The organism is Shinella curvata (genome assembly GCF_022899935.1).
Lineage (GTDB): Bacteria > Pseudomonadota > Alphaproteobacteria > Rhizobiales > Rhizobiaceae > Shinella > Shinella curvata.
Genome location: NZ_JALJCJ010000002.1, coordinates 691,229 through 716,124, shown reverse-complemented (window position 1 = coordinate 716,124; position 24,896 = coordinate 691,229). Strand labels below are relative to the sequence as shown.

22 protein-coding genes are annotated in these 24,896 nt (G+C 63.6%); 10 read left to right on the top strand and 12 right to left on the bottom strand.

Annotation, left to right across the window (positions count from 1 at the left end; all coding sequences use genetic code 11):
- The first annotated feature begins 108 nt into the window (after positions 1 to 108).
- Both MUU55_RS09525 and MUU55_RS09520 read left to right on the top strand, forming a co-directional pair.
- Entirely contained in the window at positions 109 to 1,995 is a 1,887-nt protein-coding gene (locus tag MUU55_RS09525; RefSeq protein ID WP_244760532.1) for an ABC-F family ATP-binding cassette domain-containing protein, read from the top strand.
- Between the two features lie 194 nt (positions 1,996 to 2,189).
- On the top strand, positions 2,190 to 3,296 hold the full coding sequence (locus tag MUU55_RS09520) for a TRAP transporter substrate-binding protein (RefSeq protein ID WP_244760531.1): 1,107 nt from the start codon (positions 2,190 to 2,192) through the stop codon (positions 3,294 to 3,296).
- A 116-nt stretch (positions 3,297 to 3,412) separates the two neighbouring features.
- Here MUU55_RS09520 and MUU55_RS09515 read toward each other — a convergent pair whose 3' ends face one another.
- Together MUU55_RS09515 and MUU55_RS09510 are read right to left on the bottom strand one after the other, a co-directional pair.
- Positions 3,413 to 5,209 carry a TRAP transporter large permease gene (locus MUU55_RS09515; protein ID WP_244760530.1) on the bottom strand — a complete coding sequence of 599 codons (1,797 nt, stop codon included), beginning with the start codon at positions 5,207 to 5,209 and terminating at the stop codon, positions 3,413 to 3,415.
- Entirely contained in the window at positions 5,206 to 5,778 is a 573-nt protein-coding gene (locus MUU55_RS09510; protein WP_244760529.1) for a TRAP transporter small permease subunit, read from the bottom strand. Before MUU55_RS09510 ends, MUU55_RS09515 begins: the two co-directional genes overlap by 4 nt.
- A 248-nt stretch (positions 5,779 to 6,026) precedes the next feature.
- Here MUU55_RS09510 and MUU55_RS09505 point away from each other — a divergent pair, with 248 nt between their 5' ends.
- Positions 6,027 to 6,953, top strand: coding sequence for a Gfo/Idh/MocA family protein (locus tag MUU55_RS09505; RefSeq protein ID WP_244760528.1), 927 nt, complete (start codon positions 6,027 to 6,029; stop codon positions 6,951 to 6,953).
- 42 nt (positions 6,954 to 6,995) lie between these two features.
- On the opposite strand, the gene MUU55_RS09500 is transcribed toward MUU55_RS09505, so the two are convergent.
- The 3 genes from MUU55_RS09500 to MUU55_RS09490 form a co-directional block, all read right to left on the bottom strand.
- Positions 6,996 to 8,288 (bottom strand): MFS transporter, encoded by a 1,293-nt coding sequence (locus MUU55_RS09500; RefSeq protein WP_244760527.1) that lies wholly within the window; start codon positions 8,286 to 8,288, stop codon positions 6,996 to 6,998.
- A 72-nt stretch (positions 8,289 to 8,360) separates the two neighbouring features.
- Entirely contained in the window at positions 8,361 to 8,762 is a 402-nt protein-coding gene (locus MUU55_RS09495; protein ID WP_244760526.1) for a MarR family winged helix-turn-helix transcriptional regulator, read from the bottom strand.
- A gap of 99 nt (positions 8,763 to 8,861) precedes the next feature.
- The gene (locus tag MUU55_RS09490) at positions 8,862 to 9,701 is read right to left on the bottom strand and encodes an SDR family oxidoreductase (protein WP_244760525.1); all 840 of its coding nucleotides are present in this window, start codon (positions 9,699 to 9,701) and stop codon (positions 8,862 to 8,864) included.
- A gap of 136 nt (positions 9,702 to 9,837) precedes the next feature.
- Here MUU55_RS09490 and MUU55_RS09485 point away from each other — a divergent pair, with 136 nt between their 5' ends.
- The gene (locus MUU55_RS09485; RefSeq protein WP_244760524.1) at positions 9,838 to 10,209 is read left to right on the top strand and encodes a winged helix-turn-helix transcriptional regulator; all 372 of its coding nucleotides are present in this window, start codon (positions 9,838 to 9,840) and stop codon (positions 10,207 to 10,209) included.
- 3 nt (positions 10,210 to 10,212) lie between these two features.
- Here the strand turns inward: MUU55_RS09485 and MUU55_RS09480 are convergent, their stop codons facing one another.
- Positions 10,213 to 10,662, bottom strand: a complete 450-nt coding sequence (locus tag MUU55_RS09480) for a DNA polymerase III subunit chi (RefSeq protein WP_244760523.1) — start codon at positions 10,660 to 10,662, stop codon at positions 10,213 to 10,215.
- 7 nt (positions 10,663 to 10,669) lie between these two features.
- Positions 10,670 to 12,160: a leucyl aminopeptidase gene (locus tag MUU55_RS09475; RefSeq protein WP_244760522.1), complete on the bottom strand. Its 1,491-nt coding sequence runs from the start codon at positions 12,158 to 12,160 to the stop codon at positions 10,670 to 10,672.
- 271 nt (positions 12,161 to 12,431) lie between these two features.
- Between MUU55_RS09475 and lptF the strand changes: the two genes are divergently transcribed.
- From lptF to rsmA, 6 genes are all read left to right on the top strand, one after another.
- A complete protein-coding gene (gene lptF, locus MUU55_RS09470) occupies positions 12,432 to 13,616 on the top strand; it encodes an LPS export ABC transporter permease LptF (protein WP_244760521.1) in 1,185 nt (394 codons plus the stop codon).
- Positions 13,613 to 14,695, top strand: coding sequence for an LPS export ABC transporter permease LptG (lptG, locus tag MUU55_RS09465; RefSeq protein ID WP_244760520.1), 1,083 nt, complete (start codon positions 13,613 to 13,615; stop codon positions 14,693 to 14,695). Before lptF ends, lptG begins: the two co-directional genes overlap by 4 nt.
- Positions 14,695 to 17,028, top strand: a complete 2,334-nt coding sequence (locus MUU55_RS09460; RefSeq protein WP_244760519.1) for an LPS-assembly protein LptD — start codon at positions 14,695 to 14,697, stop codon at positions 17,026 to 17,028. Before lptG ends, MUU55_RS09460 begins: the two co-directional genes overlap by 1 nt.
- Before the next feature lie 134 nt (positions 17,029 to 17,162).
- Positions 17,163 to 18,107, top strand: coding sequence for a SurA N-terminal domain-containing protein (locus MUU55_RS09455; RefSeq protein ID WP_244760518.1), 945 nt, complete (start codon positions 17,163 to 17,165; stop codon positions 18,105 to 18,107).
- Between the two features lie 108 nt (positions 18,108 to 18,215).
- A complete protein-coding gene (gene pdxA, locus MUU55_RS09450; protein WP_244760517.1) occupies positions 18,216 to 19,250 on the top strand; it encodes a 4-hydroxythreonine-4-phosphate dehydrogenase PdxA in 1,035 nt (344 codons plus the stop codon).
- Entirely contained in the window at positions 19,250 to 20,080 is an 831-nt protein-coding gene (gene rsmA, locus MUU55_RS09445; protein WP_244760516.1) for a 16S rRNA (adenine(1518)-N(6)/adenine(1519)-N(6))-dimethyltransferase RsmA, read from the top strand. The genes pdxA and rsmA overlap by 1 nt, the downstream gene beginning before the upstream one ends.
- Before the next feature lie 10 nt (positions 20,081 to 20,090).
- Here rsmA and MUU55_RS09440 read toward each other — a convergent pair whose 3' ends face one another.
- The 5 genes from MUU55_RS09440 to fabF form a co-directional block, all read right to left on the bottom strand.
- A complete protein-coding gene (locus MUU55_RS09440) occupies positions 20,091 to 20,369 on the bottom strand; it encodes a hypothetical protein (RefSeq protein WP_244760515.1) in 279 nt (92 codons plus the stop codon).
- Positions 20,370 to 20,522: 153 nt separating this feature from the next.
- A complete protein-coding gene (gene gmk, locus MUU55_RS09435; protein WP_064329653.1) occupies positions 20,523 to 21,182 on the bottom strand; it encodes a guanylate kinase in 660 nt (219 codons plus the stop codon).
- A 3-nt stretch (positions 21,183 to 21,185) separates the two neighbouring features.
- Positions 21,186 to 22,073: a YicC/YloC family endoribonuclease gene (locus MUU55_RS09430; RefSeq protein ID WP_244760514.1), complete on the bottom strand. Its 888-nt coding sequence runs from the start codon at positions 22,071 to 22,073 to the stop codon at positions 21,186 to 21,188.
- A gap of 202 nt (positions 22,074 to 22,275) precedes the next feature.
- A complete protein-coding gene (gene mltG / locus MUU55_RS09425; RefSeq protein ID WP_244760513.1) occupies positions 22,276 to 23,457 on the bottom strand; it encodes an endolytic transglycosylase MltG in 1,182 nt (393 codons plus the stop codon).
- A gap of 158 nt (positions 23,458 to 23,615) precedes the next feature.
- Positions 23,616 to 24,875 (bottom strand): beta-ketoacyl-ACP synthase II, encoded by a 1,260-nt coding sequence (fabF, locus tag MUU55_RS09420; protein ID WP_244760512.1) that lies wholly within the window; start codon positions 24,873 to 24,875, stop codon positions 23,616 to 23,618.
- Between the last annotated feature and the right edge of the window lie 21 nt (positions 24,876 to 24,896).

Genomic DNA, 24,896 nt, shown 5'->3' with positions numbered 1-24,896 from the left:
ACTGCCGGCAACCTAACCTAATACCTGCAAGCCACAATGCCGACTTCCAGCGCATTCCGGACACAAAACCGCTTCGCACTTTCGCGGGAATTGCTCTATAGAGCCGGCATGATCACGATTTCCGGCCTCACCGCCCGCATTGCCGGGCGTCTCCTCATCGATAACGCATCCCTTTCGCTGCCGAGCGGCGTGAAGGTGGGCCTTGTCGGGCGCAACGGCACCGGCAAGTCGACGCTGTTTCGCGTCATCACCGGCCAGCTTGCCTCGGAAGCCGGCACCGTCACGATGCCGAAGAATGCGCGCATCGGCCAGGTGGCGCAGGAAGCGCCGGGCACGGACGAATCGCTGATCGAGATCGTGCTTTCCGCCGACAAGGAGCGCGCGAGCCTCCTCAAGGAAGCGGAGACGGCGACGGATCCGCACCGTATCGCGGAAATCCAGACGCGGCTCACCGATATCGGGGCGCATTCCGCGGAATCGCGCGCGGCGAGTATTCTCGCCGGCCTCGGCTTCGATCATGAGGCGCAGCAGCGCGCCGCCAAAAGCTTCTCCGGCGGCTGGCGCATGCGCGTGGCGCTGGCGGCGGTGCTGTTTTCCGAGCCGGACCTGCTCTTGCTCGACGAACCGACCAACTATCTCGACCTCGAAGGCACGCTGTGGCTGGAAGACTATGTGCGCCGCTATCCGCACACCGTCATCATCATCAGCCACGACCGCGATCTCCTGAACACCGCCGTCAACGCCATCGTGCATCTCGACCAGCAGAAGCTGACCTTCTATCGCGGCTCCTACGACCAGTTCGAGCGCCAGAAGGCCGAGAACGACGAATTGCAGATGAAGGCCAAAGCGAAGAACGACGCCGCGCGCAAACATCTGCAAAGCTTCATCGACCGCTTCAAGGCCAAGGCCACCAAGGCCAAGCAGGCGCAGAGCCGCGTCAAGGCGCTGGAGCGCATGGGCACGGTGGCGGCCGTCATCGAGACGCATGTCCAGCCGATCACCTTCCCCGAGCCGGAAAAGCAGCCGGCCTCGCCGATCATCGCCATCGAGGGCGGCGCGGTGGGCTATACGCCGGGCAAGCCGATCCTCAAGCAGATCAACCTGCGCATCGATAATGACGACCGCATCGCGCTGCTCGGCTCGAACGGCAATGGCAAGTCGACCTTTGCGAAGTTCATCTCGGGCCGGCTGGAGGCCGAGACAGGCGCGGTCAAGCGCGCGCCGGGCCTGAAGATCGGCTTCTTTGCGCAGCACCAGCTGGACGACCTCATGCCCGAGCAATCGGCTGTCGAACATGTGCGCCGGCTGATGCCCGAGGCGCCGGAAGCCAAGGTGCGCGCTCGCGTGGCCCAGATGGGCCTTGCCACGGAGAAGATGGCGACGCCCGCTAAGGACCTTTCCGGCGGCGAGAAGGCGCGGCTGCTGATGGGCCTTGCCGCCTTCGATGCACCGAACCTGCTGATCCTCGACGAGCCGACCAACCATCTCGATATCGACAGCCGCCGCGCGCTGATCGAGGCGTTGAACGACTATGAAGGCGCCGTCATCCTGATCTCGCATGACCGTCACCTCATCGAGGCGACCGTCGACCGGCTGTGGCTGGTCAACAATGGTACCGTGAAGACCTTCGATGGCGACATGGAGGAATATCGCAGCCTCATCGTCCAGTCGCCCAAGAAGGACGACAAGGACAAGGCGGCCTCCACCGGCGATACGGCCAACAAGGCCGACCAGCGCAAGGCCAATGCCGACCGCCGTGCCCAGTTCGCGCCGCTCAAGAAAAAGATCAACGAAATCGAATCGCTGACGGCAAAACTGCAGAAACAGATTCAGCTTCTCGATGCGGAGCTTGCAGATCCCACGCTCTATGAAAAGAGCCCGGCCAAGGCCGCGGAGAAGGCAAAGCTGCGCTCGATGGCCGTCGACAAGCTGAACGATGCCGAGGAACAGTGGCTGGAGCTTTCGGCGGAGTATGAGGAGGCGATGGCGAGCTGAGCCATGCCACGTCCTCTCAAGAAACGCTCAAAAAACAGGCAGATAGCAGGACGTCTCATCTAAGACGAAAGTCGTAGCGGGCCGGTTCCGCGTTCTTTGTCCCCTTGGCTTGAAACCCCCTTCCCGACATGATTAGCTCCGGCCTGATGACACGAGGGCGGATGAAAACATCCGTCCGCCATTGGGAGGAAACTATGGATCGTCGTTCATTCATCAAGAAGGCCGGTGTCGCGGGTGTGGGCGGTGCGGCCGCCACCGTGCTGGCATCGCCGGCCATCGCGCAGAGCAATCCGAAGATCAACTGGCGTCTCGCCTCGTCTTTCCCCAAATCACTCGACACCATCTATGGCGGCGCCGAAGTGCTGTCGAAATACGTTTCCGAAGCGACCGATGGCAATTTCCAGATCCAGGTCTTCGCAGCCGGTGAAATCGTGCCCGGCCTCCAGGCCGCCGATGCCGCCGCTGCCGGCACCGTGGAAGCCGCCCACACCGTTTCCTACTACTACTGGGGCAAGGACCCGGTCTGGGCGCTGGGTGCCGCCGTGCCCTTCGCGCTCAATGCGCGCGGCATGAACGCCTGGCAGTACCATGGCGGTGGCATAGACATGTTCAACGAATTCCTGGCGACGCAGGGCCTTATCGGCTTCCCCGGCGGCAATACCGGCGTGCAGATGGGTGGCTGGTTCCGCAAGGAAATCAAGACGGTCGCCGACCTCCAGGGCCTGAAGATGCGCATCGGCGGTTTTGCCGGCAAGGTCGTCGAAAAGCTCGGCGTCGTGCCGCAGCAGATCGCTGGCGGCGATATCTATCCGGCGCTGGAGAAGGGCACGATCGACGCCGCCGAATGGACGACCCCCTACGACGACGAGAAGCTCGGCTTCGTGAAGGTCGCGCCCTATTACTACTATCCCGGCTTCTGGGAAGGTGGCCCGACGGTGCATGCGCTGTTCAACAAGGCGGCCTTCGAGGGCCTACCGAAGGCGTATCAGTCGCTGCTGCGCACGGCCTGCCAGGCCACCGACGCAAACATGCTGCAAAAGTACGACTGGCTGAACCCGCCGGCAATCAAGCGCCTGGTTGCGGCCGGCGCCAAGCTCAGCCCCTTCAGCCAGGAGATCCTCTCGGCCTGCTTCGATGCAGCCAATGAGGTCTATGCCGAGATGGAAGCCGCAAACCCGACCTTCAAAAAGATCTGGGACTCCATCAAGGCCTTCCGTGGCGAGTATTATCTCAACCTGCAGATCGCCGAATACAACTACGATACATTCATGATGATCCAGCAGCGCGGCAACAAGCTTTAAGCGTCCGGCTGAGACCAATGGAGGCCCCGGAGCAGCGATGCTCCGGGGTTTTTGTTTGGCCGCTCGCAAAACGAAAACGGCCGGCATGACGCCGGCCGTTTTCATGCTTCTTGCCGTCAGTTGAAGGACGGCGGGCTCGACAGGTCGGTGGCCGGTTTCTGCTCCGTGCCCTGCTGGCCGCCCTCGGCCGGCTTCTGCTCGGTGCCGCCATCCAGCGGATTGCCGGCTGGCAGCTGCAAGCCACCCGGCAGGCCGAGGCCGCCGCCGTTGTCGGGCAATGTCAGCCCGCCGCCATTCGTGCCGAAGCCGGGAACCTCGATCTTGATGGTCGCCGGATCGACGCCGCTGCCTTCGCCCTTGTAGTGCATGACCATGCCGGGGAAGAGGATGGTCAGGCCCACCATGACGATCTGGATGCAGACGAAGGGCACAGCCCCCCAATAGATCTGCCCCGTAGTCACCGGCTCCATCTTCTTGCCCGTCAGCTTGTCCAGATAGGGCACCTTGGCCGCAACCGAACGCAGGTAGAACAGCGCAAAGCCGAAGGGCGGATGCATGAAGCTCGTCTGCATGTTAATGCCGAGCAGCACGCCGAACCAGATGAGGTCGATCCCGAGCTTGTCGGCGGCGGGTGCGAGCAGCGGCACGATGATGAAGGCGAGCTCGAAGAAATCGAGGAAGAACGCCAGGAAGAACACCAGCACGTTCACCGCGATCAGGAAGCCCGTTTCACCGCCGGGCATGGAGACAAGCAGGTGTTCGACCCACAGATGCCCGTTCACGCCGTAGAACGTGAGCGAGAAGACGCGCGCACCGATGAGAATGAACAGCACGAAGGCCGAAAGGCGGGTCGTCGCGGCCAGTGCGGAGCGAATGACGTCCAGAGTAAGCCGTCCCTTCGCCGCGGCCATGATCAGCGCGCCGACCGCGCCCATGGCGCCACCCTCCGTCGGCGTCGCAATGCCCAGGAAGATCGTGCCCAGCACGAGGAAGATCAGCGCCAGCGGCGGGATGAGCACGATGATGACCTGCTGGGCGAGACGCGACATCATATTGATGTTGAACGTCTTGTCCGCCAGCGCCACGGCGTAGATGAAGATCACGCCGACGGTTCCGCCAAGAATGTCGGCATTCTCGCCATGGGTCGGATAGAGATAGACATGCGCCGCATAGGCGATGCCGGCGGCCACCGCGAGCGCGATGATCAGCGACGTGACGCCCGAACCCAGCGACCGCGCTTCCAGCGGCAATGCCGGCATGGAGTTCGGTCGGACGATCGACATGATCAGGATATAGCCCATGTAGAGGCCGGTCAGAACCAGACCCGGGATCAGCGCGCCGGCATACATGTCGCCGACCGAGCGGCCGAGCTGGTCGGCGAGCACGATGAGGACGAGCGACGGCGGGATGATCTGGGCGAGCGTGCCGGAGGCGGCGATGACGCCGGAAGCGATCGACCGGTCATAGCCGTAGCGCAGCATGATCGGCAGCGAGATGAGGCCCATGGCGATGACCGAGGCAGCGACCACACCCGTGGTGGCCGCCAGCAGTGCGCCGACGAAGATGACCGCATAGGCCAGACCGCCGCGGATAGGCCCGAAGAGCTGGCCGATCGTGTCGAGCAGGTCCTCAGCCATGCCGGATCGTTCGAGCACGATCCCCATGAAGGTAAAGAAGGGGATGGCGAGCAATGTGTCGTTCGACATCACCCCCCATAGCCGTTCCGGCATTGCGTTGAGCAGCGGCCAGGAAAGATTGATCGAATCGGAAAGCGGCGCGAGTTCAACGCCGATGATGAAGAACAGCAGACCATTGGCCGCGAGCGAGAATGCCACCGGATAGCCCAGCAGCAGGAACACGATCAGCGACACGAACATGATCGGTGCGAGGTTTTCGGCAATGAACTCGATCATGCGCCCTTCTCCTCGACTGCGGTGTCAAGCGGCGCATGCGTCGGCACATAGGGCGTGGGGTCCTCCATGTCGCCGCGCATGATGGCGAGCTTCTTGATGATCTCCGAAACGCCCTGGAAGGCAAGCAGCAGGAAGCCGGCAAGCAGGATGGCCTTGGCCGGCCAGACGATGAGGCCGCCGGCGCTGGAAGACCCCTCGCCCGAGCGATAGGACATCAGCACATAGGGCACGAGGAAATAGACCATCAGCAGCACGAAGGGCATCAGGAACAGGAGATGGCCGAGCAGATCGATCCAGTGCTGCACCCGCCGGGAAAACTTGCCGTAGACCACGTCGATTCGGATGTGCTCGTTCTGCGCCAGCGTATAGGCGGCGGCGAGCATGAAGGCACCCCCGAACAGATACCATTGCGCCTCGAGCCAGGCGTTGGACGATATGTTGAAAACCTTTCGGATGACGGCATTTCCGGCGCTGACGAGCACGGCGACCAGGATCAGCCAGCCAACGGCCTTCCCGATATTTTCCGTGATCGTGTCGATCAGCCGGCTGAAAACCAGCAGCGTCTTCATGATAACTCCTCCCCGCCCGGCCTGTTCTTGCTTTGGTGCCAAGCATGGTCAGAGTGCCGATTTCAGGGTTCGTTTCAAGTCCGAAGCCCCGTTTTCCCGAGCTGAGAGCCCGCCTTAGACGAAAGACGAATACGGCTTTCAGGCAGATGCACAAAGGTTAGGCAGAGACACATGAAAACACGCCCTTGCCGCCGCCGGCGGTTCTGCTAAAACACCGGCTAAATCATCATACAAATGAGGGTGGAGACATGTCCCCGATCAATCTCGCAATCGTCGGCGTCGGCAAGATCGTGCGCGACCAGCATCTTCCGGCCGTCGCCAAGAACAGCGATTACAAGCTGATCGCCGCCGCCAGCCGCCACGGTGTCGTCGATGGCATCGACAATTTCAAGTCGATCGACGAGATGCTGACGGCCGTGCCCGCCATCCAGGCCGTCTCGCTCTGCATGCCGCCGCAATACCGCTACGAAGCCGCCCAAAAGGCGCTTTCGGCCGGCAAACACGTCTTCCTCGAAAAGCCGCCGGGCGCCACGCTGTCGGAGGTCGCCGATCTCGAGGCGCTGGCCGCATCCAAGGGCCTGTCGCTGTTTGCCAGCTGGCATTCGCGCTATGCGCCGGCCGTCGAAGCGGCAAAGAGCTTCATCGCCGGCACGACGCTGCGCTCCATGCAGGTGAACTGGAAGGAAGACGTTCGCCACTGGCACCCGAACCAGGAATGGATCTGGCAGGCGGGCGGGCTTGGCGTGTTCGATCCGGGCATCAATGCGCTCTCCATCGTCACCCACATCCTGCCGCGCCCGGCCTTCATCACGGCCGCGACGCTGGAATTCCCTGAGAACCGCGATGCGCCGATCGCCGCGTCGATGACCTTCTCCGACGCCAAGGGGCTCGACCTCAAGGCCGAATTCGACTGGCGCCAGACGGGCAAGCAGAGCTGGGATATCGTGGCGCAGACAGAGGCCGGCGAGATGGTGCTGTCAGAAGGCGGCGCGAAGCTTTCGATTGACGGCAAGCTGGTGCATGACGAGCCGGAGCAGGAATATCCGATGCTCTACAAGCGTTTCGCCGAGATCGTGAAGGCCGGAAAATCCGACGTCGATCTCGCTCCGCTGCGCCACGTCGCCGATGCCTTCATGCTCGGCCGGCGCAAGTTCGTCGAAGCGTTCCACGATTGAGAAAAGGCCCGCTTCGAGCGGGCCTTTTCATTTTCGCCGTCCTCAGGCCGTTGCAGCGAGCGGGGCCGGACCCGGGCGCTTGAGCAGCATGACCGAGAGCGCGGCGAGGATGCAGGCGAGGCCGGCGATCTGCAGCGCGGGCATATAGGTATCGAAGTCGCTCTTCAGGTAGCCGGCGCCGAAGGCGGCGGTGGCGGCTCCCAGCTGGTGGCCGGCGAAAACCCAGCCGAAGACCATGCCGGCCTTTTCGCGACCGAAATTCTCGGCGGCGAGTTTGACGGTCGGCGGCACCGTGGCGACCCAGTCGAGGCCGTAGAAGACGGCGAAGACCGAGAGTTCCACGAAGCTGAAGCCTGAGAAGGACAGGTAGAGCAGCGACAGGCCGCGCAGACCGTAGAACCAGAACAGCAGGACACGGTTGTCGTAGCGGTCGGAAAGCCAGCCGGCGAAGACCGTTCCGAGGAAATCGAAGATGCCGATGACGGCAAGCGTGCCGGCCGCCGTCACCGCCGCCATGCCGAAATCGCCGCAGATCGAGATCCAGTGCGTCTGGATCAGGCCATTGGTCGAAAGGCCACAGACGAAGAACGTGCCGAACAGTACCCAGAAGACGGCATTGCCGGAAACGCTCTTCAGCGTGACGAGCGGGGCGAGCAGCGTCGCGCCGAGACTGTGATCCTGCTTCGGCGGCTTGACGATCGCCGTCTCGCCATAGGCCGGCAGGCCGACATCGGCGGGGTGATCGCGCATCAGGAGCAGGACGAGCACCATGGCGGTGGCGATGACCGCGACGGAGAGCGTCAGCGCCGCGCGCCAGCCGTAAGCCTCCGTCAGCGCGGCGAGCAATGGCAGGAAGACGAGCTGGCCGGTGGCGTTGCTGGCCGTCATCAGGCCGACGACGAGGCCGCGGCGCTTGGAGAACCAACGGGCGGCGACGGTCGCGCCGAGCACCAGCGCCGTCATGCCGGTGCCGACGCCGATCACCACGCCCCAGAGCAGCAGGAGCTGCCAGACTTCGGTCATGAAGAACGACATGACGATGCCGCCCATGATGAGCGCCAGCGCCGTACCCACCACCTGGCGAATGCCGAAATGGTTCATGAAGGCGGCTGCGAACGGGCCGAGCAGGCCGAAGAGCACCAGCCGCACCGCCATGGCGGAGGAAATGTCGGCGATATCCCAGCCGAATTCCTGATGCAGCGGCTGGATCATCACCCCCGCCGAGCCCATGGCGCCGGCCGTGGCCAGCATGGTGAGGAAGGTCGTCGCCGCGACCACCCAGCCGTAATGCAGGTTCCGATCCGCCATCCATTCGGCGACACGTGTGGAAACCATGTTCAAAGTCCCTTTCCTGGGTGCCGGCAGAGCGGCCAATTTACGGGTAGATACCCCTTTATGAGCAAAAAATCAGAGTGCGGCGAGAAGCTCCCGCAACCGGTCGGCACCGTCAGGGCCGAGGCGCGCTTCGATCGCGTCCTGCACGGAATCCCAGAGCGGCGCCCCTTCCCTCAGAATCGCCTGGCCTGCCTCGCTTACGGTCAAAGTGGCTTCCCGCTGGTCCTTGCCGGAACGGATGTCCACCAGCCCCATACGCTCCAGAACCTTAGCATTGCGGCCGACCGTCGAGCGGTCGAGCTCGACGCGCGCACCGAGGTCGGTGAGCGAGACCGGCGCCATGCGGCTGATGTGGCGCAACAGGCTGAACTGGGCAATGTTCACGCCCAGCGGCGCCAGGGCCTCGTCATAATAGGACGAGACCCTTCGCGATGCCTTGCGCAGCACAATGCAGTGGCAGATATCCTTGTTCATTTTTTCGGGTATATACCCACAAACTGGTTTTCGCAAGGCGACATGGGTCATTGTCGCATCGAAAGATGGCGGCAGCCGGAGCTGCCGCCCAGACGGCGCCTATGCCTTGAGGGCCGCCACATTGTCGGCCGCATAGGCAGCAAGCGAGCGCGGGGCGTGGCCGGTCAGGGTCTGCACGGCATCGGACACCGGCGCCGTCCAACCCTCGCGGACGGGATGGAAGATGGCGGCGAGGAAGTTGGCATAGTCGTCGGGCACACCCGCACCCGTCAGAATCCCGACGAAGGTCGCGTCATCCACCGGCTGATAGGCGACGGGCTTGCCTGTTATCTCGGACAGGAGCTTTGCCGCCTCGGCGTAGCCCAAGGCCTCGGGGCCGGTCAGGTTGAAGGCCCTGTTGTCGAAGGCACCGGAGGTCAGTGCGGCGGCAGCGCTGTCGGCAATATCGCGCACATCGATGAAGCTCGACTTGCCCTCGCCGGCCGGGACCGCGATCGTGCCGTGGGCGATGCCGGCCTTCCAGTAGGTGTGGAAATTGTCGGAAAACCAGTTCGGCCGCAGGATGACATAGGGCGTGCCGGTTTTTTCCAGCGCGATCTCCACCTGGCGATAGGGAATGCTGTCATCCGCATCGACGCCGAAAACGCTCTGGAACACCACCTTCACCTTGCGCGCCGCGGCGGCCTCGATGACGGGGAGCAGCAACGCCTTGGCGTCCACATAGCCGGCCGGCAGCATGACATAGGCGCGATCGACGCCTTCGAAGGCGGCAGCGAAGGTTGCGGTATCGGCATAATCGAAGACAACGCCTTCCGCCCCGGCCACGGCCCTGCCCGAGCGGGTTGCCGCCCTCACGCTTTCACCCTTTGCAACGAGGGCCTTCACCAGCGGCGTACCGACGTTGCCCGTGGCGCCGAGAACCAGAATCTTGCCTGCCATTTCTCTCTCCTTGGTATAATTTTGAAACCTGATTTCGAAATGATACATAATGAAGAAAGGAAATCGGCGTAAGGAGGCACTTTGAACTCCGGTAGTTTCCCCTTGGAAACCAGCGCCCGAGCGAGGTCACGGCACGATGGCGTATATTTATGATATCTATGAAGAAAACTGCCCGACACGGCAGGTTCTCGACCGGCTCGCCGACAAATGGGCGCTGCTCATCCTCGACCGGGTGAAACATGGGCCGATGCGTTTCAACCACCTGAAGCGCGACATCAGGGGCATCTCGCAAAAGGCGTTGTCGCAGACCCTGAAGAAGCTGGAACGGGACGGCCTCGTCTCGCGCACGGTCCATCCGACCATCCCCGTGACCGTCGAATACGCACTGACGCCGCTTGGGGCGACACTCAAGGAAACCGTCGCGGCGATCGCCCATTGGGCGGAACGACACATGGAGGCGGTGCTGGACGCCCAGAAAGCCTATGACGGCGCGGGCGGCGAACGCTGAGGCTCAGGCCTTCTTCATCCAGCGGCCGTCGCTGTTCTGCTGCCAGTAGGTGAGCTGGTGCCCCTCGCCCTTCAGGCGCTTCCAGTGCGCGCGCGCCGTCTCGACCTCCGCCTGATCGTAGCCGTCGAACATGAAGATGACGCGTTCATAGACATCGAGCGGCGGCGGCTCGGCGCCCGCGACGAGAAAACGTACGGTCGCGGCATTCGCATTGTCCGGCGTGGTCGTCAGCAGCACCGGCTGCTCGGCCGCGAAGGCCTGCTCGTCGGTGCCGTGCGGCAGGAAACTGTCCTCGCGAAATGTCCACAGATGCGTGTCGAGCGCGTCGCGGCGCTCCGCATCGCCCGTCTGCACGACGACGCGCCAGCCACGCTCGAGGCTCTTGTCCAGGAGCGGCGGCAGCGCGTCCTCAAGCTTCGATTCGGTCAGATGATAGAAGAGGACTTCGCTCACCCTCTCCTCACCCTTCGTAATTCGCACGCACCAGCTCGTCGAGCAGGCGCACGCCGAAGCCGGAACTCCAGGACTGGTTGATCTCGTCGGTCGGCGAACCCAGAGCGGTGCCGGCGATGTCGAGATGCGCCCAGGGCGTATCCTTGACGAAACGCTGCAGGAACTGCGCGGCGGTGATCGAGCCGGCATAACGGCCGCCGGTGTTCTTCATATCGGCGAACTTGCTGTCGATCATCTTGTCGTATTCGCGGCCGAGCGGCAGGCGCCACAGGCGTTCGTTCGTCGCAAGACCGGCGGCGGTGAGACGGCCGGACAGCGTGTCGTCATTGGAGAACAGGCCGGCATGGTGGCTGCCGAGCGCGACCATGACCGCGCCGGTCAGCGTCGCGAGATTGACCATGAACTGCGGCTTGAAGGTTTCGTTGCAGTACCAGAGCGCATCGCACAGCACGAGACGGCCTTCGGCATCGGTGTTGATGATCTCGATCGTCTGGCCGGACATGGATTTCACGATATCGCCGGGACGCTGGGCGTTTCCGTCAGGCATGTTTTCCACAAGGCCGAGAATGCCGACGACATTGGCCTTGGCCTTGCGGGCGGCGAGCGTGTGCATGAGGCCGATGACGGCCGCCGCACCACCCATGTCGCCCTTCATGTCCTCCATGCCGGCAGCCTGCTTGATCGAGATGCCGCCCGAATCGAAGACGACGCCCTTGCCGATAAAGGCGATCGGGCGATCCTTCTCCTTGCCGCCCTTCCAGTGCATCACGGCAAGGCGCGGCGGGCGTACGGAGCCCTGGGCAACGCCGAGCAGCGCCGCCATGCCGAGCTTCTTCATATCCCGCTCGGTCAGGACATCCACCTCGACGCCCAGCTTTTCGAGCGCCTTGGCCCTGTCGGCGAACTCGACCGGGCCGAGCACGTTGGCCGGTTCATTGACGAGGTTGCGGGCCAGAATCACGCCCTCGGCGACGGCATCGGAAACCTCGTTCGCCTTCTTGGCGGCGGTAGCGACGGCGGTGACGAGCGCCACCTTCACGGCCTTGCCGTTTTTTGTCTCCTCCTCGTCGGCCTTCTTCGTCTTGTAGGTATCGAAGCTGTAGGCGCCGAGCTGCATGCCAAGGGCGAAGTCAGCAACGTTCCTGGCGGTGACGACGACACCCGGCGCGTCGAGATAGACGGTGGCCTTGTCCGCCCCACGGATCTTCGCGGCCGCCGCCCCGCCGGCCTTCAGCCAGTCATAGGCCGTCAGCTTGTCCGCGTCACCAAGGCCGAGCAGGACGATACGATCGGCAGACGCGCCGTGCGGCGCGAGAACGTCGAGTGCCTTCAAGGCCTTGCCGGTGAACTTCGCAATGCCGGCGGCGCGGCCGACCGCACCGTCCGGATCGACATCGCCGATTCCCGCTGCGGCCTCTCCAGCCACCTGCAGAAGGATCGCAAGCCCCCCGGAAACGCGCGCCGTCTTTGCAAAACCGATATCGAAGGTGGAAGCCATGAATTTACTCCGCATGGGGGCCGTTCGGCCAGTGAGCGCCCTGGGATCACCCCGGAAGACCGCAAATCGCATCAATTCCTTGTCGCTTTTGCGGCGCTTGGCAAGATGCGAGACCTTGTTTACAGAGTGTTAGGCATGCTTGTTCGCCATAAATTTTCCTTGTCGGCGGAGGATCTCCGCTATGGCATCAGCCTCAAGAAAGCTTATATGCCCATCCAGTTGCGACGGGCGTCATGAACCGGAGCCGCTTGTCGGAAACGCGGACTAAACGATGAAATTGATCGAGCGCTATATCTTGCGGCGGGCGTCGCTCATGTTCGTCGCCACGCTCGTCCCCCTGCTCGGCATCGTCTGGGTGACGCAGGCCCTGACCAACATCAACCTCGTCACGGACAGCGGCCAGTCGACCTTCGCCTTCCTGAAGCTGGCAACACTCATCCTGCCCTCGGTCGTGCCGATCATCCTGCCCTTCGCGCTGGTCATCGGCGTCGCGCAGACATTGACCGTCATGAACTCGGATTCGGAGCTGACGGTGCTGAATTCGGCCGGCAGCTCACGCATGACGATCATCCGCCCGGTGATGATGCTCGCCGTGGCGATGAGCTTGGTTTCCTTCGCCGTCGACAACTTCGTCGAGCCCTATTCGCGCATGGCCGTGCGCAAGATGATCGCCACGGCCCATGCGGACATGCTGTCCGCCGTGGTGCAGGAAAACACCTTCCGCAAGATCGCCGACGGCCTCTATGTGCAGGTGGCGCAGCGCCGCAACGGCGGCGTGCTGCACGGCCTCTTCGTTGCCGATACGCGCGATCCACGCTTCGAGATGGTCTATTATGCACGCGAGGGCGCGGTGGACGAGAACAGTTCGGCGCTGGTCATGAAGGACGGCGAGGTGCACCGCAAGCTGCCGGACGGCAATGTCTCGATCATCAAGTTCGATTCCTACGCCTTCGATCTCGCGGACCTGACCCAGAGCGCCGGCGCATCGAACATCCGCGCCAAGGATCGCGACCTGTTCTATCTGTTCAACCCCGACCCGGACGATCCCCATTACAAGAAGGAGCCCGGCTCGTTCACGGCGGAACTGCACCGCCGCTTCACGGAATGGCTTTTCCCGACGGTCTTCGGGCTCATCGCCCTCGTCGTCAGCGCGGATGCGCGCTCGCATCGCGAGGCACGCGTGCACCCGATGATCACCGCGCTGCTGACGGCGCTCTTCGTGCGCTGGATCAGTTTCTACGCGGCGAACAATGCGGAGGGTTCCGTCACCTTCGTCATCATCATGTACCTCGTTCCCATCGCCACCGCGGCGCTTGCCATCCATCATCTCGGCCGCAACAAGACCCTGGAACTGCCCGTCAGCTTCGGCGAACGGCTGACGGACCTGCGCGATCGCGTGCTGGCGCGGTTGAACAGGGGCAACCAGGCCTCCTCCGGCAAGAGTGGCCATCCATGATCCCTACCCTCGGCTTCTACTTTTTCCGCCGCTACGCCATCACCACCTTCTGGTTCCTGCTCGGCATATTCTCGCTGATCTTCATCATCGATTTCAGCGAGATGTCGAACCGGGTCGGCGGGCTGCCGGGTTATACGATTTCCAGCGGGCTCGTCGTGACGGCGCTGCGCATTCCGACGATCCTGATGCAGACGGTGCCCTTCGTCGCGCTGTTTGCCGGCATGGCGGCACTCATCTCGCTCAACCGGCGCTACGAACTCGTTGTCACGCGTGCGGCCGGCATTTCGGTCTGGCAGTTCCTGCGCCCCTTCGTCATCGGCGCCTTCCTGTTCGGCGTTCTGGCGGTCCTCGCGATCAACCCGATCGCGGCCTGGGGATCCAAGAAGGCGCTGGAGCTTGAGGCCGGCTGGGGCGCCACCAATGCCTCGCGCCCCGAAAACGCGGTTCCGTGGCTGCGGCAGATCTACGAGGGGGACCAGGCGATCATCGGCGCGAAGGCCGTTCTCGACAACGGAACGCGCCTCCTCAATGTCACCGTTATCCACTTCGACGACGAGAATCGCATCGTGCTTCGCCAGGACGCCGATTCGGCGACTTTGGAAGATGGTTACTGGCTGCTTAAGAACGTGCACGAGACACGCAACGGCGAGTTGCCGGTTCGTCTCGACGAGGTGCAGCTTCGTACCAACCTGAAACAGGAATTCGTATCGGAGAGCCTTGAAAAGCCTGAATCCATTCCGTTTTTCAGGCTTGGCCGGAAGATAGAGGCGGCAAAGTCCTTCGGCTTCCCCACCGATGCGATGGAAACGCAGTTCCATTCCATGCTCTCGCTACCGCTGCTTCTGGTAGCAATGACGCTGATCGCTGCCTGTGTATCGTTAAAATTTAGCCGGTTTAATCAATCACGTGCGGTGATTCTGGGTGGCATCCTTTCCGGCTTCATGCTTTATGTCGTCACCGTGCTTGTGAAAGCATTCGGAAGCAGCGGTGTTGTTCCTCCGTTCGTTGCGGCCTGGCTCCCAGTGGTCGTCGCAATGTCGTTGGGTGCGACGATTCTTCTGCATCAGGAGGACGGCTAGTGGCGGCAGGTGACCGCAAAACGAATCGGTGGTTGAAAGCCGCCCTGCTTGCAGGTGCGGCCATGTGCGCCATTGTGTCCGGTTCGGCCCTCCCCGCGCAGGCTCAGGCACCGAATATCGGTGCGATGGAACCCAATCTTCCCGATGACGCCAAGCTGCTGCTGGCGGCCAACGAACTCGTCTACAACAACGACACCGACAAGGTGATCGCCCGCGGCGCGGTGCAGATCAATTACGGCGGCTACAAACTCGTCGCCCGGCAGGTGGAATACGACCAGAAGACCGGCCGCCTGAGGGCCGTCGGCAATATCGAGCTGATCGAGCCGACCGGCAACCGCGTCTATGGCGACGAGATGGACCTGTCGGACGACTTCGCCAACGGCTTCATCAATGCGCTGCGCATCGAGACAACCGACCTCACCAAGCTAGCGGCGAACAGCGGCGAGCGCGTCAACGGCGAGGAACTGATCCTCAACCACGCCGTCTATACCGCCTGCACGCCCTGCGCCACCAATCCGACCCACCGCTCGCTCTGGGAAATCAAGGCCGAGCGTGTCGTCCAGAATGGCCGCACGCACACGATCCGCCTCGAAAAGGCGCGATTCGAGATGTTCGGCAAGCCGATCGCGTACATTCCCGTGCTTGAAATGCCGGACCATACGGTGAAGCGGAAGACAGGCTTTCTCTTCCCGCAGTTCAATTACGCGCAGAAGCTCGGCCTCGGCATCACGACGCCCTACTATTTCGCGCTCGCGCCTGATATGGACGCGACGGTCTCGCCGACTATCCTGACCCGCCAGGGCTTCCTCGCCGAAGTGGAATTCCGCAAGCGTTTCCACAATGGCCTCGTGACGCTTCGGGCCGCCGGCATCAACCAATGGAACCCCTCGTCCTTCGATGAGAATACGAGCGACCGGCGCGACGGTTTCCGCGGCATGGTCGCCTCCGAAGGCCAGTTCAGGATCAATCCCCGCTGGACTTTCGGCTGGGACGTGATGCTGCAAAGCGACAACAATTTTTCGCGTACCTATGAGCTCGACGGCCTCAAGGACCGCATCCACACGAACCAGGGCTACCTGACGGGCCTTGGCCGCCGCAACAGCTTCGACCTGCGCGCCTTCTATTTCGACGTGCAGGACGCCGATCCGGACAGCAAGCTGGAGCGTCAGCAGGCCATCGCCCAGACGCTCGATCACGAATACATCGTGCCGCAGCCGGTGCTCGGCGGCGAGCTCAGCATCACCACGAACGTCACCAACATCCAGCGCGACCTCGCGGACTTCTATTCGCTCGGCGCCAGCGACCGCTTCCGCGGGCTTGAAGGCGGCACGACGCGCCTGACGAGCGAGCTGGAATGGAAGCGCCAGTTCATCGTGCCGGGCGGCCTTGTACTGACGCCGATGCTGGCTGCGCGCGGCGACCTGCACCGCCTCGATATGACGGCGCCTGCCGGCTATGCCGGCAGCTACAACACGGACGACAGCGCGACGCGCACCATGCTGACGGCGGGTCTGGAAGCGCGCTATCCGATCCTCGCGACGACCGCCAACAGCACGCATCTCTTCGAGCCGATCGCGCAGATCTATGCCCGGCCGAGCGAGGATTATGCCGGCGGCCTGCCGAACGAGGATGCCCAGAGCTTCGTGTTCGACGCGACGAACCTCTTCGAGCGCGACAAGTTCTCCGGCTTCGACCGCATCGAGGGCGGCACGCGCGCCAATGTCGGCATGCGCTACACCGGCACCTTCGACAACGGCCTTCGCCTGCGCAGCATTGTGGGCCAGTCGTTCCATCTCGGCGGCGTGAACTCCTTTGCGACCGACGACCTGGTCAATGCCGGCGCGAATTCCGGCCTAGAAACCGATGCCTCCGACTATGTCAGCATGGCCGGCATCGACCTGCCGAACGGGCTTTCGCTGGCCTCCAGCGCCCGGCTCGACAAGGATGATCTGTCCGTTCGCCGGTCCGACACGTCGCTGCGGTTCGATGGCGCGCGGTTCGAAACCGAGATCACCTATACGCGCATCGCCGCGCAGCCCGACTACGGGCTCACACGGAATGCCAGCGAAATACAGACGGCAGCCGCCTTCAAGTTCCGGGATTACTGGTCGGTGTTCGGGTCGCTGACCTACGATCTGCGCAGCCACAGCCTGTCGCGCAACGGCGTCGGCTTCTCCTATGACGACCGCGACACCGTTTTCTCCATCGTCTATGAACAGACGCGCGACAAATCGAACTCCACGGCGAACGACTGGTCGATCGGCGCACGCCTCATGTTCCGCACGCTCGGCGACGTTCGCGTGGGCGATACGACGCTGACGGGCTTCGAGTAAGCGCCCGGCCGCTCTTGTCATCGTTTGGCCGCATGTATTATGCACATCCGGGAGAAACGCTCGCCGGCTATCGGCCGTGCGCGCTTTACGGCGCGCTGAAGCGGGCGTGCAATGGGTTTGGGAAAGGGACTGGCATGATGGGCAGGCAATCTCTGGTGCGTTCCATGATGATGGGCGTGGCGTTCGCGGCAGCCGTGACGATCGTGGTTCCCGCCGGCACAGTTCAAGCCGCGGGCAGCACGGTGGTGGCGGTTGTCAACAATTCGCCAATCACGTCCGGTGACGTCGAACGGCGCGCGGCCTTTCTGCGCCTGCAGCGCGCCAAGGGCAATGTGCGCGCGCTGGCCCGCGAGCAGATGATCGACGATGCCCTGAAGCGCGCGGAAATCCTGCGTGTGCGCGCTTCCGTCAGCTCGGCGGAGGTCGACGCATCCTATGCGCGCTTCGCCGCGACCAACAAGATGACGCTCAAGCAGCTCGGCCAGGTCCTTGACCAGGCCGGTGTCGGCTCGGAACATTTCAAGCAGTACATCGCCCTGCAGATGAGCTGGCCGCGCGTCGTCAACGCCCGCTACGCAAACAGCGGAACCAACGGCAAGTCGCTCGTCGAACGCATGCAGGAAAACGGCGGCAAGAAGCCTGTCACCACCGAGTATTTCCTCAAGCAGGTCATCTTCGTCGTGCCGGAAAAGCGCCGCAACGCCATTCTCGGCAAGCGCAAATCCGAGGCCGAGGCTTCGCGCTCTAAATTCCCCGGCTGCGATCAGGCCAAGGTTTTCGCGGCGACCATGCGCGACGTGTCGATCCGCGATCTGGGCCGCGTGCTGGCGCCGCAATTGCCGGAAGACTGGAAGCCGCTGATCGAGAAGGCGAACGGCCAGACGACCGGCACGCGCGTCACGGAACGCGGCGTCGAATATCTCGCGATCTGCAAGAAGCGCGAAGTCAACGACGACGTGGCCGCGGAAATGGTCTTCCGTGCCGAGGATCTCGCCAAGTCCAAGGGCAACGAAGGCGACGAGAACAGCAAGAAGTACCTCGCCGAACTGCGCAAGAAGGCGACGATCACCGACCGCTGATCCGCAGCCGCGGCAAACCGCTCGAAATCTCTTGCCGGAACTGCACTCGGCTCTGGCGCTCCGCCCTGCGGAGCGCGCTACCCCCACACCGTTTTTGGCAGGCATCCCATGACGATGACGCAACTTCCTCCGCTGGCGCTCACCATGGGCGACCCGGCGGGGATCGGGCCGGATATAACGCTCGCCCTCTGGTCGGCTCGTCAGTCCCTCTCCCTGCCGCCTTTCCTCTTCATCGGCGATGCCGGTGTTTTGCGTCAGCGGGCCGTTCGTCTGGGGCTCGATATCGCCGTGGCGCCCGCCACACCGGAAACCGCGGCGGGTATTTTCGGCGACGCCCTGCCTGTCCTGCCCTGCGATTGCGCCGTTCCCGTCATTGCCGGCGAACCGGACTCCGGCAACGCTGCCGCCATTATCGGCGCCATCGAGACGGCGGTGGCGCTCACCACGGCCGGACGAACCGCCGCCGTCGTGACCAATCCCATCGCCAAGGCCGTGCTCTACGATGCCGGCTTCGGCTTTCCCGGCCATACGGAATTCCTTGCCGACCTCGCCGCCAGAACCGTGGGCCGCACGGCTCTGCCCGTCATGCTGCTGGCCGGGCCGAAGCTGCGGGCTGTTCCCGTGACGATCCACATCCCGCTGAAGGACGTGCCGGCGGCGCTGACGGAAAACCTGATCGTCGAGACGGCCGTGATCACCGAACGTGACCTGCGCCGGCGCTTCGGCATTGCCGAACCGCGCCTTGCCATTGCCGGCCTCAACCCCCATGCGGGCGAAGGCGGTGCGCTCGGACTGGAGGACGATGCAATCGTCCGTCCCGCCGTCGAGCGCCTCAAGGCCGCCGGCATTGCCGCCGTCGGTCCGCTGCCGGCCGATACGATGTTCCATGACGCTGCCCGCGCCACCTATGACGTGGCGCTCTGCATGTATCACGATCAGGCGCTGATCCCTGCCAAGGCGCTCGGCTTCGACGATTCCGTCAATGCGACGCTTGGCCTGCCCTTCATCCGCACCTCGCCGGACCACGGCACCGCTTTCGCCATCGCCGGCAAGGGCATCGCCAGACCCGACAGCCTGCTGGCGGCGCTCCGCCTCGCGCAGGAACTCGCCATGCATGCGCGTAATACGGAGGACACACCCTGATGGCCGCCCTCGATGGACTTCCCCCGCTGCGCGACGTCATCCAGCGCCATGGGCTCGACGCCAAGAAGGCGCTCGGCCAGAACTTTCTGCTCGACCTGAACCTCACGCAGAAGATCGCCCGCACCGCCGGCCCCATAGAGAACCACACGGTGATCGAGGTCGGCCCCGGTCCCGGCGGCCTGACGCGCGCCATCCTGGCGCTCGGCGCCAAGCGCGTGATCGCCATCGAGCGCGACGCGCGCTGCCTACCCGCATTGGCGGAGATTTCGGACCACTATCCGGGTCGCCTGACCGTCATCGAGGGCGACGCGCTGAAAACGGATTTCGAGGCGCTGGCACCGGGCGAGCCCGTGCGCATCATCGCCAACCTGCCCTACAATGTCGGCACGCAGTTGCTCGTCAACTGGCTGCTGCCGAAGACCTGGCCGCCCTTCTGGGACTCGCTGACGCTGATGTTCCAGCGAGAAGTGGGCCTGCGCATCGTGGCAGAGGAAAACGATGACCACTATGGCCGTCTCGGTGTGCTCTGCGGCTGGCGCACGGACGCGCGCATGGCCTTCGACGTGCCGCCGCAGGCCTTCACGCCACCGCCGAAGGTGACGTCCTCGGTCGTGCATCTGGAGCCGGTCGCCAATCCGCTGCCTTGCGACGTGGCAGCACTCGAGCGCGTCACCCACGCCGCCTTCGGCCAGCGCCGCAAGATGCTGCGCCAGAGTGTGAAATCGCTGGGTGGGGAAGCGCTGCTGGCACGGGCGGAGATCGATGCGCAGCGGCGGGCGGAAACGCTGAGCGTGGAAGAATTCGTGCGGCTGGCGAACGCGCTCGGCTGAGCCGCGACATTCAGCCTGGCGTATCGTAGAACGGTTCTGCAACAATCTGCTGCTCGTCTTCGTAGACGACAAAACCAGGCCGCTCAGTCCAAAGCACCTCAATGGGATATCCATAGTCGGCCAGTAGGCTGACAAGCTCAAAAGCTTTTTCGATCGCGGGCTTGGCGTCCTCCTTGAACCAGCTCAGCCCCGCGGTCGCTTGGCTGCGCCAGGCTCCCTTCGATGTGGATTTATTGAAGCGCTCTGGAATCGGCAGCCTTACACGGAACCACGCAAGAATTCCTTCCAAGCGTGCCCGGCCGCCTTCGTCAAACGATGGATCGTCCAGCAGCCTGTATGCCGCACAAAAGGCCCCTTCCCTCCGTCCGCTTCCGGCGACATTTTGAAGGCATACAAAGCGAGCATACCTGGTCACGGCGAACCTTTGTCGCAGTCAACGCATCTACAAAACCGGCTTTTCCGTCACCAGCTTGGTCACGAACTCGAATAGCCCGTGGCGACGGTCGCGGCGCAGGCGCTCGGCCTTGACGATGCTCTGCACGGCGTCGAAGGCGACGGAGAGGTCGTCGTTGAGGATGACATAGTCATATTCCCGCCAGTGCTCGATTTCGGCGCGGGAATTGGCAAGGCGGGTCTGGATGACCTCTTCGGTGTCCTCCGCGCGGCGGTGCAGGCGCGATTGAAGCTCGGTCATCGACGGCGGCAGGATGAAGATGGAAACGACATCGGCCGGCATCTTCTCCTGAAGCTGCTGGGCGCCCTGCCAGTCGATGTCGAACAGCATGTCACGGCCGGCGGACATCGCCTCTTCCACCGGCTCGCGCGGCGTGCCGTAGAAATTGCCGTGGACTTCAGCCCATTCCAGCAGCGCATCGCTGTCGCGCAGGCGCTCGAATTCCTTGTGGTTGATGAAGTGGTAGTGCCGGCCGGCGATCTCGCTGGCGCGGCGCTGGCGGGTCGTGACGCTGACCGACAGGCTGAGGCCCGGATCGGCCTCCAGCAGGTTGCGCGCGATCGTCGATTTGCCTGCGCCCGAGGGCGAGGAGATGACGAGCATGAGCCCGCGGCGTTCGATGTGGATGTGCTTCGATGGCTCGGCCATGGCCTACTCCAGATTCTGGACCTGTTCGCGGAACTGGTCGATGACGACCTTCAATTCGATGCCTGCAGCTGTTACTTGAGCCGCGTTCGACTTGGAACAGATGGTATTCGATTCCCGGTTAAATTCCTGTGCGAGAAAATCGAGCTTGCGCCCGATCGGCCCGCCTTCGGCGATCAGCTCACGCGCCGCACGGACATGCGCCTTCAGCCGGTCGATCTCTTCGCGCAGATCCGCCTTGGTGGCAATCAGCGCCGCCTCCTGATGCAGGCGGTCGCGGTCGAGTGCCGTCGCACCCTGCATCAGCACGGCGACCTGCGCGGAAAGCCGCTCGGCAATCGCCGAGACGCTGCGCGACGGGTCGGCCTCGACGGTCGCCGTCAGCGCCTCGATGCGCGCCACCTGCCCCAACAACACCTCGGCAAGGGCTGCCCCCTCCTTGCGGCGCATGTCGGCGAGACAGCGGATCGCCTCGGCAAGGCCGGTGCGGATGTCGGCGTCGCGCGTCGAGCGGTCCGTCTCGCTCTCCTCGGCCTCGCGGAAATCGACGATGCCGCGTACCGAGAGCAACGTGTCGAGCTTCAGCGGCGCGGGATCGATGGTGCCGGCCAGCTGGTCGCGCAGCGCCAGCACGGCGGCGAGCGCCGCCTGGTTCACCACGGCCTCGACCTGCGCCTCGCTGACGCTGGTGGCAAGCCCGATCTGGAGATTGCCACGGGAGAAGGCCTCGCCCGCCAGCCGGCGGACATCCGCCTCCAGCGCCTCGAGACCGGGCGGCAGGCGCAGGCGCAGGTCCAGCCCCTTGCCGTTCACCGACCGCAACTCCCACGCCCAGCGCGTGCGCCCGCTGGTCCCCTCGACCCGCGAAAAGCCGGTCATCGATTGCAATGTCATGTCAGCCTCCTGTGGCACCTCACCGGAACGGGAGGCAGCCGGGTCCGCGCAGCCCGCGCGACCTCAAGTTCCAAAGTGAAGCAGTTTCACGGGGTTGGAAACGGGCAAGCGCGCCGAACAGGCCGCGATCCACATAAAGCTTGTGCCCATAAAGAAAACGGCCCCGGACAGAAGCGTCGGGGCCGTTTGAAGGTGATGCCGATCACTGCGCCGTTGCGCCTTCGGCTTCCTTGGCGGCTGCCGCCGCCTTCTCCGCCTCCAGCTTGCGCCAGCGGCGGACATTCTGGTTGTGCTCGTCCAGCGTCTCGGCGAAGACGTGGCCGCCCGTGCCGTCGGCGACGAAATAGAGGTCGCTGGTGCGCGAAGGATTGGCGACGGCTTCGAGCGCCGCGCGGCCCGGGTTGGCGATCGGTGTCGGCGGCAGGCCCTTGATGATGTAGGTATTGTACGGCGTCTGTTTTTCGAGGTCCGACTGGTAGATCGGACGGTCGGACGGCTTACCTTCGCCGCCGAAGATGCCGTAGATGATCGTCGGGTCGGACTGCAGACGCATGCCCTTGTCGAGACGGTTGAGGAAGACGGAGGCGACGCGCGGGCGCTCGTCGGCACGGCCGGTTTCCTTCTCGACGATCGAGGCGAGCGTCACGAATTCCTCACGCGTGGCGACCGGCAGGTTATCGTCGCGCTTTTCCCAGATCTGGTCGATCAGGTTCTTCTGCGCCGCCAGCATCTGCTGGAGAATGTCGGCGCGCTTGGTGCCGCGCGAGAACTTGTAGGTGTCGGTCATCAGGGAGCCCTCGGCGGGCAGTTCCTGCGGCAGGTCACCTTCCAGCACCGGATCGTCCTGCAGGCGCTTGAACACCTGCTTGACCGTCAGGCCCTCGGGAACGGAAACGCTGTAGAGGATCGACTTGCCGGACTTCAGGAGTTCGACGATCTCGCGCATGGTCGCGCCCGACTTGATTTCGTACTCGCCGGCCTTCAGCGTGTCGCCATCGAGATAGATGCGCGAGAGCACGCGGAAGACGCGGCTGTCGGTGATGATGTTGTTGCGCTCGAGATTCGAGGCGATCTCGTTGGTGCCCGCACCCGCACGCACGATGAAATTCGTATTGGCCTGAAGCGGACCGGTTTCCTCGTAGCTCTTCACACCATAGTAGAAAACGCCCACGCCGATCAGAGTCGCGAAGACGATCACGGTCATGACGAAATTCAGGAAGATAACGAGCTGGCTGCGGGCCTTGCGCGAGCGGCGGCGGCTCGGGGGCTCAGGCACCTGTTCGGGGCGCAGGGCCTCGCTGGCGGACTTCGGAATGATGCGCGGCTGGCCGGATGCCTCGCCGCGGCCAAACTGGGTCTCGCCGGGTTCGTTCGTGTCGCTCACGGACTGTCCTCATGGGTTCTGGCATTGCTCGACGTGTTCAGCAGAGCAATACGGCAAAAGCAGGATGAACCCGCTCTTCACATTCGGGTGTACGGCGCACCGGAGGCAAAGCCCTCGGGCGGGTGGCGGCGCGCCGGGGCAAACGCCCCGGATCGGGGTCAGGCGTAGCGCTTGAGAACCAGCGATGCATTCGTTCCGCCGAAGCCGAACGAGTTGGACAGCGCCACGTTGATCTCGCGCTTGCGCGCCTTGTGCGGCACAAGGTCGATCGCCGTCTCGACGGCAGGATTGTCGAGGTTCAGCGTCGGCGGCGCGATGTTATCGCGGATCGCCAATGCCGAGAAGATGGCTTCGACAGCGCCGGCGGCACCGAGCAGGTGGCCGATGGCAGACTTGGTCGACGACATAGAGAGGCGCGAGGCGGCATCGCCCATCAGACGCTCGACCGCGCCCAGCTCGATCGTGTCGGCCATGGTCGATGTACCGTGCGAATTGATGTAATCGACTTCGCTCGCCGGAATGCCGGCGCGCTTCAGCGCCATCTGCATGCAGCGGTAAGCGCCGTCGCCATCTTCCGAAGGCGCGGTGATATGGTAGGCGTCGCCCGACAGGCCGTAGCCGACAACTTCCGCATAGATCTTCGCGCCACGCGCCTTGGCGTGTTCCAGCTCTTCGAGAACGACGATGCCGGCGCCCTCGCCCATGACGAAACCATCGCGGTCACGGTCATAGGGGCGCGAGGCGGCGGTCGGGTCGTCATTGCGCTCGGTCGACAGCGCCTTGCAGGCGGCAAAGCCGGCAAGCGCAATGCGGCAGATCGGGGATTCGGCACCGCCCGCGACCATGACGTCGGCATCACCCAGCGCGATCAGGCGGCTGGCATCGCCGATGGCGTGCGCGCCGGTCGAGCAGGCGGTGACGACGGAATGGTTCGGGCCACGCAGCTTGTGCTTGATCGAGACCTGGCCGGAGGCGAGGTTGATCAGGCGGCCGGGAATGAAAAAGGGCGAAACACGGCGCGGACCCTTGTCGCGCAGCGTGTAACCGGCCTCGACGATGCCTTCGAGGCCGCCGATGCCGGAGCCGATGAGCACGCCGGTCGCAATCTGGTCTTCGTCGGTCTTGGGATGCCAGCCGGCATCGATCAGCGCCATATCGGCGGCGGCGACGGCATAGGTGATGAAGGGATCGACCTTGCGCTGTTCCTTCGGCTCCATCCACTGGTCGGCATTGTAGGTGCCGTCAGTGCCATCGCCGAGCGGGATCGAGCAGGCAATCTTTGCAGGAAGATCTTCGACCTCGAAGGTCGTTACCCTGGCAGCGCCGCTGCGGCCCTCAAGAAGCCGGCTCCAGGTAATTTCGGTGCCACAGCCAAGCGGGGATACCATGCCGGTACCCGTGATAACGACACGCCTCATCGTCCGTGATCCACCCTATAG

What these genes read in the sequence shown, in the direction of transcription:
- fabF (WP_244760512.1), bottom strand. Translation starts at nt 24,875, where the DNA reads ATGAGGCGTGTCGTTATCACGGGTACCGGCATGGTATCCCCGCTTGGC.
- MUU55_RS09485 (WP_244760524.1), top strand. Translation starts at nt 9,838, where the DNA reads ATGGCGTATATTTATGATATCTATGAAGAAAACTGCCCGACACGGCAG.
- pdxA (WP_244760517.1), top strand. Translation starts at nt 18,216, where the DNA reads ATGACGATGACGCAACTTCCTCCGCTGGCGCTCACCATGGGCGACCCG.
- MUU55_RS09525 (WP_244760532.1), top strand. Translation starts at nt 109, where the DNA reads ATGATCACGATTTCCGGCCTCACCGCCCGCATTGCCGGGCGTCTCCTC.
- MUU55_RS09505 (WP_244760528.1), top strand. Translation starts at nt 6,027, where the DNA reads ATGTCCCCGATCAATCTCGCAATCGTCGGCGTCGGCAAGATCGTGCGC.
- MUU55_RS09500 (WP_244760527.1), bottom strand. Translation starts at nt 8,288, where the DNA reads ATGGTTTCCACACGTGTCGCCGAATGGATGGCGGATCGGAACCTGCAT.
- MUU55_RS09430 (WP_244760514.1), bottom strand. Translation starts at nt 22,073, where the DNA reads ATGACATTGCAATCGATGACCGGCTTTTCGCGGGTCGAGGGGACCAGC.
- gmk (WP_064329653.1), bottom strand. Translation starts at nt 21,182, where the DNA reads ATGGCCGAGCCATCGAAGCACATCCACATCGAACGCCGCGGGCTCATG.
- MUU55_RS09455 (WP_244760518.1), top strand. Translation starts at nt 17,163, where the DNA reads ATGATGGGCAGGCAATCTCTGGTGCGTTCCATGATGATGGGCGTGGCG.
- lptF (WP_244760521.1), top strand. Translation starts at nt 12,432, where the DNA reads ATGAAATTGATCGAGCGCTATATCTTGCGGCGGGCGTCGCTCATGTTC.
- MUU55_RS09520 (WP_244760531.1), top strand. Translation starts at nt 2,190, where the DNA reads ATGGATCGTCGTTCATTCATCAAGAAGGCCGGTGTCGCGGGTGTGGGC.
- MUU55_RS09515 (WP_244760530.1), bottom strand. Translation starts at nt 5,209, where the DNA reads ATGATCGAGTTCATTGCCGAAAACCTCGCACCGATCATGTTCGTGTCG.
- rsmA (WP_244760516.1), top strand. Translation starts at nt 19,250, where the DNA reads ATGGCCGCCCTCGATGGACTTCCCCCGCTGCGCGACGTCATCCAGCGC.
- lptG (WP_244760520.1), top strand. Translation starts at nt 13,613, where the DNA reads ATGATCCCTACCCTCGGCTTCTACTTTTTCCGCCGCTACGCCATCACC.
- MUU55_RS09475 (WP_244760522.1), bottom strand. Translation starts at nt 12,160, where the DNA reads ATGGCTTCCACCTTCGATATCGGTTTTGCAAAGACGGCGCGCGTTTCC.
- MUU55_RS09490 (WP_244760525.1), bottom strand. Translation starts at nt 9,701, where the DNA reads ATGGCAGGCAAGATTCTGGTTCTCGGCGCCACGGGCAACGTCGGTACG.
- MUU55_RS09510 (WP_244760529.1), bottom strand. Translation starts at nt 5,778, where the DNA reads ATGAAGACGCTGCTGGTTTTCAGCCGGCTGATCGACACGATCACGGAA.
- MUU55_RS09495 (WP_244760526.1), bottom strand. Translation starts at nt 8,762, where the DNA reads ATGAACAAGGATATCTGCCACTGCATTGTGCTGCGCAAGGCATCGCGA.